This is a genomic window from Elusimicrobiaceae bacterium, from assembly GCA_028700325.1.
In the GTDB taxonomy this organism is placed as follows: Bacteria; Elusimicrobiota; Elusimicrobia; order Elusimicrobiales; family Elusimicrobiaceae; genus JAQVSV01.
Map to the genome: position 1 here is coordinate 19,694 of JAQVSV010000022.1, position 7,494 is coordinate 27,187.

The following is a 7,494-nucleotide window of genomic DNA, read 5'->3' on the forward strand; positions in this document are numbered from 1 at the left end:
CGCCGCAGGCGGGCCTAAAGTTAACAAACGATACCGGCAACGCCGCGCGCGCCCTCCGCGCAGACATCACATCCGGCGGGTTTCAAACCGCCCGGCTAAATCACGAATACAGGTTCTCGCCGCTATGCCCGGCGGTTTCTTTAAGGAAAACCGACAGCACGTCTTCCGGCCTGAGCCCCGGTATGTTCTTGCCGCTGCGCACGCGCACGGTAACGGTATTTTCCCCGGCCTCTTTCGGGCCGATTATAAGCAGATACGGCACTTTCTTCAGATGCGCTTCGCGGATCTTCAGGCCGAGCTTTTCATTGCGGTCATCCAGCTCGACCCGTATGCCTGCCTGACGGAACCGGTCCGCCAGCGCGGCCGCGCAGCCGTCCTGCTCCGAGGTAAGCGTAAGCACTTTCGCCTGCACCGGCGCCAGCCACAGCGGAAACCAGCCCGCGTAATGCTCGATCAGAATGCCGAAAAACCGCTCCAGCGAACCGAGCAGCGCGCGGTGGATCATGTAAGGCCGGTGGTCATGCCCGTCGCTTCCGACGTAGGACAGCTCAAACCGTTCCGACATGTTGAAATCGAACTGGATCGTGCCCAGCTGCCACTGCCGCCCGATCGCGTCCTTCACTTTAAGGTCTATTTTCGGGCCATAAAACGCGCCGCCGCCCTCGTCCAGCTCATACGGCACCCGTTCGCTTTCCAGCGCGGCTTTCAGCGACTCCGTGGCTTTTGCCCAGCGTTCGGGCTCGCCAACAGCGTCTGCGGGCATCGTGGCCAGATAGGCCGCTATATCCGAGAAACCGAACGCGCGCAGTATGTGCAGGCAGAAACCAAGCGTCCGCGCCACTTCTTTCTCCATCTGTTCCGGCGTGCAGAAAATATGCGCGTCGTCCTGCGTGAAACCGCGCACCCGCATAAGGCCGTGCAGCACTCCGGCCTTTTCATAGCGGTACACGGTGCCGAGTTCGGCCCATCTTAAAGGCAGTTCCCGGTACGAGCGTTTATGCGTCTTGTAAACCTGAATGTGGAACGGGCAGTTCATCGGCTTGGCGAAATACTCCTCGCCGTCAATATCCATCGGTGCGTACATGTTATCTTTGTAAAATCCCAGATGGCCCGACGTTTCCCATAACGCCGCACGCCCGATATGCGGGGTAAACAGAAATTCGTAACCGGCTTTGGCGTGCTCGGCGCGCCAGAAATCCTCCACAATAATGCGCATCCGCGCGCCTTTGGGATGCCAGTGCACCAGTCCCGCGCCCACGCTTTCATGCACGCTGAACAGGTCCATCTCCCTGCCGATTTTGCGGTGGTCGCGCCGGGCCGCCTCCTCCTGCCGCAGGATATGCGCGTCAAGCTCGTCTTTCGTTTTGAACGCCAGCCCGTAAATGCGCTGGAGCATGGGGCGTTTCTCGTCGCCGCGCCAGTACGCGCCGGCCACATGGGTCAGCTTGAAATGCTTGATGCGCCCCGTGTCAGGCACATGAGGCCCGCGGCACAGGTCGGTAAACCCGCCGTTTTCATAATAGGAAGCGGTATCTCCGGGCAGATTCTCGATCAGTTCCACCTTGTATTTTTCTCCGCGCCCCTGAAAAAACGTTATCGCTTCCGCCTTGCTATGCAGGGAGCACACGAACGGCTGTCCTGCTTTCACGATCTCCTTCATTTTTGCCTCTATGGCGGGCAAATCTTCCGGCGTGAATTTATGTTCGCTGTCAAAATCGTAATAAAACCCGTTTTCTATAGCGGGCCCGATGCCCAGTTTGGTGCCGGGGAAAAGCTCGGTGACCGCCTGCGCCAGAACGTGCGCGGCGGAATGCCGCATCGTTTCTATGAAGTTATCCTGCGCGGTCTGCAAGCTCATGGCTTTTCTCCTTGCCTCAGCATGAAAAATATATACATAATTAAGTATATCAAATTAGCCGGACCCATGTATCGGACCAAAAAAAGGAGCTTCCATGCAGCCTGACAAACGACTCTTTGCGACCGCGCTTCTGACTCTATCCGCCTTGCTGTATACGACGGGCTGCATGCCCAGGCTCGCGGTAAAACCCGCGCCGGCCCAGCCTGCTGCCGCTGTCATTTCCACCGACACCCTCAAGTACGGCGCGCGGGAAGTTTTCACCGGAGTCTGCGAAAAAGTTTACGATGGCGACACCATTCTCGTCCGCGGCGACGGCCGGGAAGAAAAAATACGCTTTTACGGAATAGACACACCCGAATCCCGCCAGGATTACGGCCCGGCCGCCAAACAGTTCACTTCCGACATGGTTTACGGCAAAAGGATCACGGTTTACGGGTTCGGCAAGGAATATTACGGCCGCACGCTCGGCATTATCGAGGTGGAAGGCAGGGACCTTAATCTGGAACTGGTCAAAGCCGGGCTGGCCTGGCACTATAAACAGTATTCCAGCGATCCCGCTCTCGCCGCCGCCGAAACTGCGGCTCGGCAGGCGAAGCTGGGCCTCTGGTGCGACGGCGCGCCGCAGGCTCCGTGGGACTGGCGCAGACACCAGCGCAAAAAATCAGTCTCCGGCGGGCGCGGCCAGCCGGCGGAATAAACCCGCTCTCTGATGAAACTCCCCCCGGCTGTACCATTGGCCTGCCGGTTGTTATTACGCTTTACCGGCAAGCCGGGGGGGTTCGGTCAAAACTTCGTTTGCCCTGCTTGCGCAGTATTGCCTATTCCGTTCCCCTGCCTGAGCTGTGCCATGCCGGCAATCATTATGCCGTGCTGGCCGGCGGCCGGGTTTTTGCGAGCGGAATTTATAAAAAGCCCAGCCGGCCGGCGGGGCTTTTTATCGTTATATTAGCGTTTACTCCCGCCGGAAAATGGCGCACCCGCGCGGAACCGGGGTTTCATTTGTCAGGACATAAAAAAACGAAGCTTGGCCGGAACAAACACCGGAACAAGCCTCGTCGAAAAATGGTGCCCAGTATAGGATTTGAACCTATGACCTTTCCCATGTCAAGGGAACGCGCTACCACTGCGCCAACTGGGCCGGATGTATCCTTATTATAACACATTTGCGATAAATCTGTCATGCGGCCGTGCTGGCAAAACGGTCATCCGCGGTCCGGGGCTTCATGTTTTCAGCAGCGCAGTTCCGAACGGCCGCGTTTCGGAAATCTCACGACCCGGCGGCGACTACGGAAAACGGCGCGTCCTTGCCATGTCAAATTCCCCTGCCGGAAATTCCTGTTTGATATTTTCCCGGCGCCAGTTCTTGAAAAACGTCAGAACTCCTCATGTGTACGGTGGTGTTTGTTCCACATCAGGCCCATGAAAACGATGGACAGCGCGCAGGAACCGAGCAGGATCACAAACCCGCCCGTCCAGCCGAACGCGTCAACGGCGCGGCCTATACCCAGCTCGGCTACAGTGGCCCCGCCGAGATAGCCGAACAGGCCGGTGAAACCGGCCGCGGTTCCGGCCGCTTTTTTTGGCACCAGATCAACAGCGGCCACACCGATAAGCATTACCGGACCGTAAATAAGAAACCCGATGACAAACAGCAGTCCGCAGTCAATCCACGGCCTGCCCGCCGGATTAACCCAGTACCCGATGACAGCCAGCGTCACAATCAGCATATAGACCACCGAAACGGGGCCGCGCCGGCCGCTGAAATACCTGTCGCTTGCCCAGCCCGCGAGCAGCGTGCCGGGAATGCCGGCCGTTTCAAACACCATCACCTGCCAGCCGGTCATGGCGTGAGTCGCGCACTTCACGGCGGTAAGATAGGTAGGCGCCCAGTTCACCACGCCGTACCGCACCACATAAACGAACACGTTGGCGAAAGCCAGAACCCACAGCCATTTGTTGCATAGCACAAAACGCGTAAAAATTTCTTTCGCGCCAAGTTCCTTTTCGGGATCGTCCACCCCGGTGTCCGGGCGGTCGTTGCTGAACTCCTCGACAGGCGGCAGGCCCTCGGACTGAGGCGTGTCGCGCAGAAATGCAATTATCCCTGCGCCCAGCACGACGGCTATCATGCCCGGCACATAGAACACGCTTTTCCACGACACGAACATGAGCACCGCCAGCGTCGCTATCTGCCCGGTTATGCCTCCGCCGACGTTATGCGCCAGATTCCAGACGGCGAATTTCGTGCCGCGTTCCCTGTCGGAAAACCAGTGGGTGAGCGTGCGCGCGCACGGCGCCCAGCCCATGCCCTGCGCCCAGCCGTTGACGAACCACAGGCACACCATGGCGAACATCGAAGGCATAAACCCGAACGCCAGATTAACGAGGCCCGACAGGATCAGGCCCGTCGCCATGAAATAGCGCGGGTTCGACCGGTCAGATACATTGCCCATCAGGAATTTGCTTATGCCGTAGGCGACGGTCAGCGCGGTTGCTATAAGACCCACGTCGCCTTTGCTCAGGCCCCATTCCGAAATAAGGTAGGGCTTGGCAAACGAAAAATTCTGCCGCACTATATAAAAACCCGCGTAGCCCGCGAAAATGGTGGACATCACCTGCAGGCGCATGGCTTTATAGCGCGCGGGCACTTCCTCGGCCGGAATGCGCGGCCTGAACGGGGCCGGCCTATACAGCGCAAGCAGTTTCTGAAGCATAAATCAGCGCAGGCCTTTGGCTTTAAGATGAGCGACAAGTCCGGCGGGATCGTCGGTAATGATGGCATCAACGCCGTATTTTATCAGCAGATCCCAGCCGGCGGGTTCGTTTACTGTCCACGGCGCCACCTGCACGCCGGCGGCGTGCAGGTCAACGATATCGGCGGGTGTTATCCAGCCGGCATCGGGACTTATTATCTCCGCGCCGATGGCTTTCGCCACCGCCGCGAAAGGCAGATTGTTCCCGTCGGTGAGCATGGCCGTGCGGATGCGCGGCTCCAGTTTTTTCATGGCAAGCAGCGTGCGCTTGTCAAACGACTGAAGTATAACGCGGTCCTCATAACCGTACCGCCGGACCAGCGCCAGCACCAGCGCGGCGAAACTTTCCGGCGAGGGCGTCAGTTCCGGCTCGCCGGGCGAAATTTTGGTTTCTATATTGAACCGGACCCGCGCGGCGGCCGGATAGGTGGAGGTTTTCACCAGTTCGAAAAGTTCCTCCAGCGCGGGTATTTTTTCACCCGGCCGGCTCGCCTGCCCGGGAAAAAGCGGATTGGGCAGAGAGCCGCAGTCATACCGTTTCACCTGCTCCAGCGTCAACGAGCGAAAAGGCATTTCCGGCTCCGGTTTTTCCCCGCCGGGGCCCAGACACCGCTCCGGGTTTATGTAACTGTCATGGGCAAGCACGATGGCATTGTCTTTCGTCACCTGCATATCCGTTTCCAAAACATCAACACCCAGCCGCAGGGCTTCATTGAACGCGGCGAGCGTGTTTTCCGGCATGACCGCGCGACAGCCGCGGTGCCCCTGCACGTCAATTCGCGGCGCGACTGCGGCAAGCGCGGAAGCTGACAGCGAAAGGGAAAAAAACATTACAGACAATTTACGGTTCAGAACTCCTCCTCGTGAAAACCGGTGCGTACACTGCAGGTTACAATCTATAAAATTACCCGTCCGGCAACAATAGCGGCCTGAGCCGGAAAAATTCCATCCCGTCCGGACAGTGTTCAACCCGCACTGACGCCGGCGTGGGTGCCCTTCCGGCACGTTTTCATATTTAAATGACGGCGGGCCGGTCTGAAATACCGGCCCGCCGTTTTCATAAATTCCGCTCACAAAAACCCCGCGCCGGCCGGCACGGCATAATGATTGCCGGCATGGCTCAAGCAGGTGAATGGAGTGTGTATCGCCGCCGGCGAAGCTAACGACCGGTTATGCAAAACGAAAACCCCGGCGCAAACCGGGGGCGGGTTATCCAACCGCGATCGCCATCCGGGGGATATCGGCCGGGCGGGCATATGCCCGCCCGGCCCTGCACTGACAAACAGCGCGCGCCCGGCGCCTTCAACATGCAGCTTCGCGCAAAAACATCACTCATAGCGCAGCGCCTCCACCGGGTCGAGCGCGGCGGCGCGTGACGCGGGCCACATCCCGAATGAAATTCCGATCGCGCTGGAAAAAACAAACGCGAACAGCACCGTGCCGAGCTTGAGCACCGGCGGCACTTTTATCACCAGAAACATTATCCACGCCGCGCCCAGCCCGAACCCCACCCCCAGTGCGCCGCCGAACACGCACAGCACTACCGACTCGATAAGAAACTGGCTCAGGATATCCACGCTCCGCGCGCCCAGCGCCTTGCGCAGCCCTATTTCCCGTGTGCGCTCGGTGACGCTCACCAGCATTATGTTCATAATGCCAATCCCGCCGACCAGAAGCGAAATTCCCGCGATCGCGTAAATAACCAGCGAAAATTTTCCGAACATGCTTTGAAATTTCTTCAGCTGGCCCGCCATGGTTTCCACGACAAACACGTCTTCCTCGCTTTCCGCCCTGGCCGGATGGGTTTTTCGCAAAGCCAGAATCATCTCTTTTCTGGCCTCGCGCACCTGTTCGGGCGACGCCGCCTGCGCTTCCAGATACTGAAACGTGTTCTGCCCGAACACCCGTTTAATCACGGTGCGGAACGGAATCTTTATCACAGGATTGCCGCCGAAAATCTTTTCCGCCTGACTGTCTTCAAACACGCCGCAAACCCGGAACCCGGTTCCGTTGATCCGGATATCCCGATCCATCGCATCGCCTTTCTCGAACAGTTTTTTAGCGGCGGTTTCGTTGATGACGGCCAGCCGGTCCTGCCGAAGCTCCTCTTCCGCGGTGAACATCCGGCCGGACAGTATTTTGCTGTCGCCGGCTTTGGGCTTTGCGCCGGGAACGGCTCCGTCATCGCCCACGATATAGGAATCCACAACCTTTTTCCCCGCCGTCACCTTGAGCTGGGACTTGACACCCGGCTTGACCGTTTCGACACTGGGGCAATTTTCCTTTACCAGCATCACATCTTCCATCGTGAATTTCACCGGCTTGGCCCACGACTCCGGCCGCGCCCACAGACTGCTCGCGTCCATCCCGCCGGTAGAATTGATTATGCTGCGCATGAACCCGTCGCTTATCGTCATGAGCGAAATAACCGCGCCCACTCCTATAAACATGCCAAGCACCGTCAGCGCGCTGCGCATTTTATTGTTCATTATCGAAATGAACGCCACTTTCAGCTGTTCCCTAAGCTCGCCGAACGAAAACCCCCACCGCGCGCGCGGAAGCGCCGGTCTGCTTTCTCCGCCCGCCGCCGAAGCGGGCCGGACAGCCTCGTCCGCCACTATCTCTCCGTCTTTCATCCGCACCACCCGGTGCGCCTGCGCGGCCACTTCCGGATCATGCGTGACCATCACGATAGTAAGGCCCTGCCCGCTCAGTTCCCGGAACAGCTCCATCACCTCGCCGCGCGATTTGGCATCAAGGTTTCCGGTCGGCTCGTCGGCGAACAGCACCAGCGGATTATTCGACAGCGCCCGCGCTATGGCCACGCGCTGCCGCTGCCCGCCTGACAGTTCGTTGGATTTATGGTCCGCCCGGTCTGCCAGG

5 protein-coding genes and 1 tRNA gene are annotated in these 7,494 nt (G+C 58.8%); 1 reads left to right on the forward strand and 5 read right to left on the reverse strand.

Annotated elements, in window-relative coordinates; genetic code table 11:
* Positions 1-100 precede the first annotated feature (100 nt).
* Complete coding sequence (gene thrS / locus PHW69_04550; GenBank protein MDD4004457.1) at positions 101-1,858, reverse strand: threonine--tRNA ligase; 1,758 nt, start codon at positions 1,856-1,858, stop codon at positions 101-103.
* 94 nt (positions 1,859-1,952) lie between these two features.
* Between thrS and PHW69_04555 the strand changes: the two genes are divergently transcribed.
* A complete protein-coding gene (locus PHW69_04555) occupies positions 1,953-2,555 on the forward strand; it encodes a thermonuclease family protein (protein MDD4004458.1) in 603 nt (200 codons plus the stop codon).
* Between the two features lie 366 nt (positions 2,556-2,921).
* Here PHW69_04555 and PHW69_04560 read toward each other — a convergent pair.
* The 4 genes from PHW69_04560 to PHW69_04575 all read right to left on the reverse strand — a co-directional run.
* Positions 2,922-2,996, reverse strand: a tRNA-Val gene (locus tag PHW69_04560).
* A gap of 235 nt (positions 2,997-3,231) precedes the next feature.
* Positions 3,232-4,572, reverse strand: coding sequence for a phosphoglycerate transporter protein PgtP (pgtP, locus tag PHW69_04565; GenBank protein ID MDD4004459.1), 1,341 nt, complete (start codon positions 4,570-4,572; stop codon positions 3,232-3,234).
* A 3-nt stretch (positions 4,573-4,575) separates the two neighbouring features.
* On the reverse strand, positions 4,576-5,442 hold the full coding sequence (locus PHW69_04570) for a glycerophosphodiester phosphodiesterase (GenBank protein MDD4004460.1): 867 nt from the start codon (positions 5,440-5,442) through the stop codon (positions 4,576-4,578).
* Positions 5,443-5,939: 497 nt separating this feature from the next.
* Positions 5,940-7,494: ABC transporter permease (locus PHW69_04575; protein MDD4004461.1), on the reverse strand; the 1,555-nt coding region annotated here is incomplete at its 5' end.

What these genes read in the sequence shown, in the direction of transcription:
- thrS (MDD4004457.1), bottom strand. Translation starts at nt 1,858, where the DNA reads ATGAGCTTGCAGACCGCGCAGGATAACTTCATAGAAACGATGCGGCAT.
- PHW69_04555 (MDD4004458.1), top strand. Translation starts at nt 1,953, where the DNA reads ATGCAGCCTGACAAACGACTCTTTGCGACCGCGCTTCTGACTCTATCC.
- pgtP (MDD4004459.1), bottom strand. Translation starts at nt 4,572, where the DNA reads ATGCTTCAGAAACTGCTTGCGCTGTATAGGCCGGCCCCGTTCAGGCCG.
- PHW69_04570 (MDD4004460.1), bottom strand. Translation starts at nt 5,442, where the DNA reads ATGTTTTTTTCCCTTTCGCTGTCAGCTTCCGCGCTTGCCGCAGTCGCG.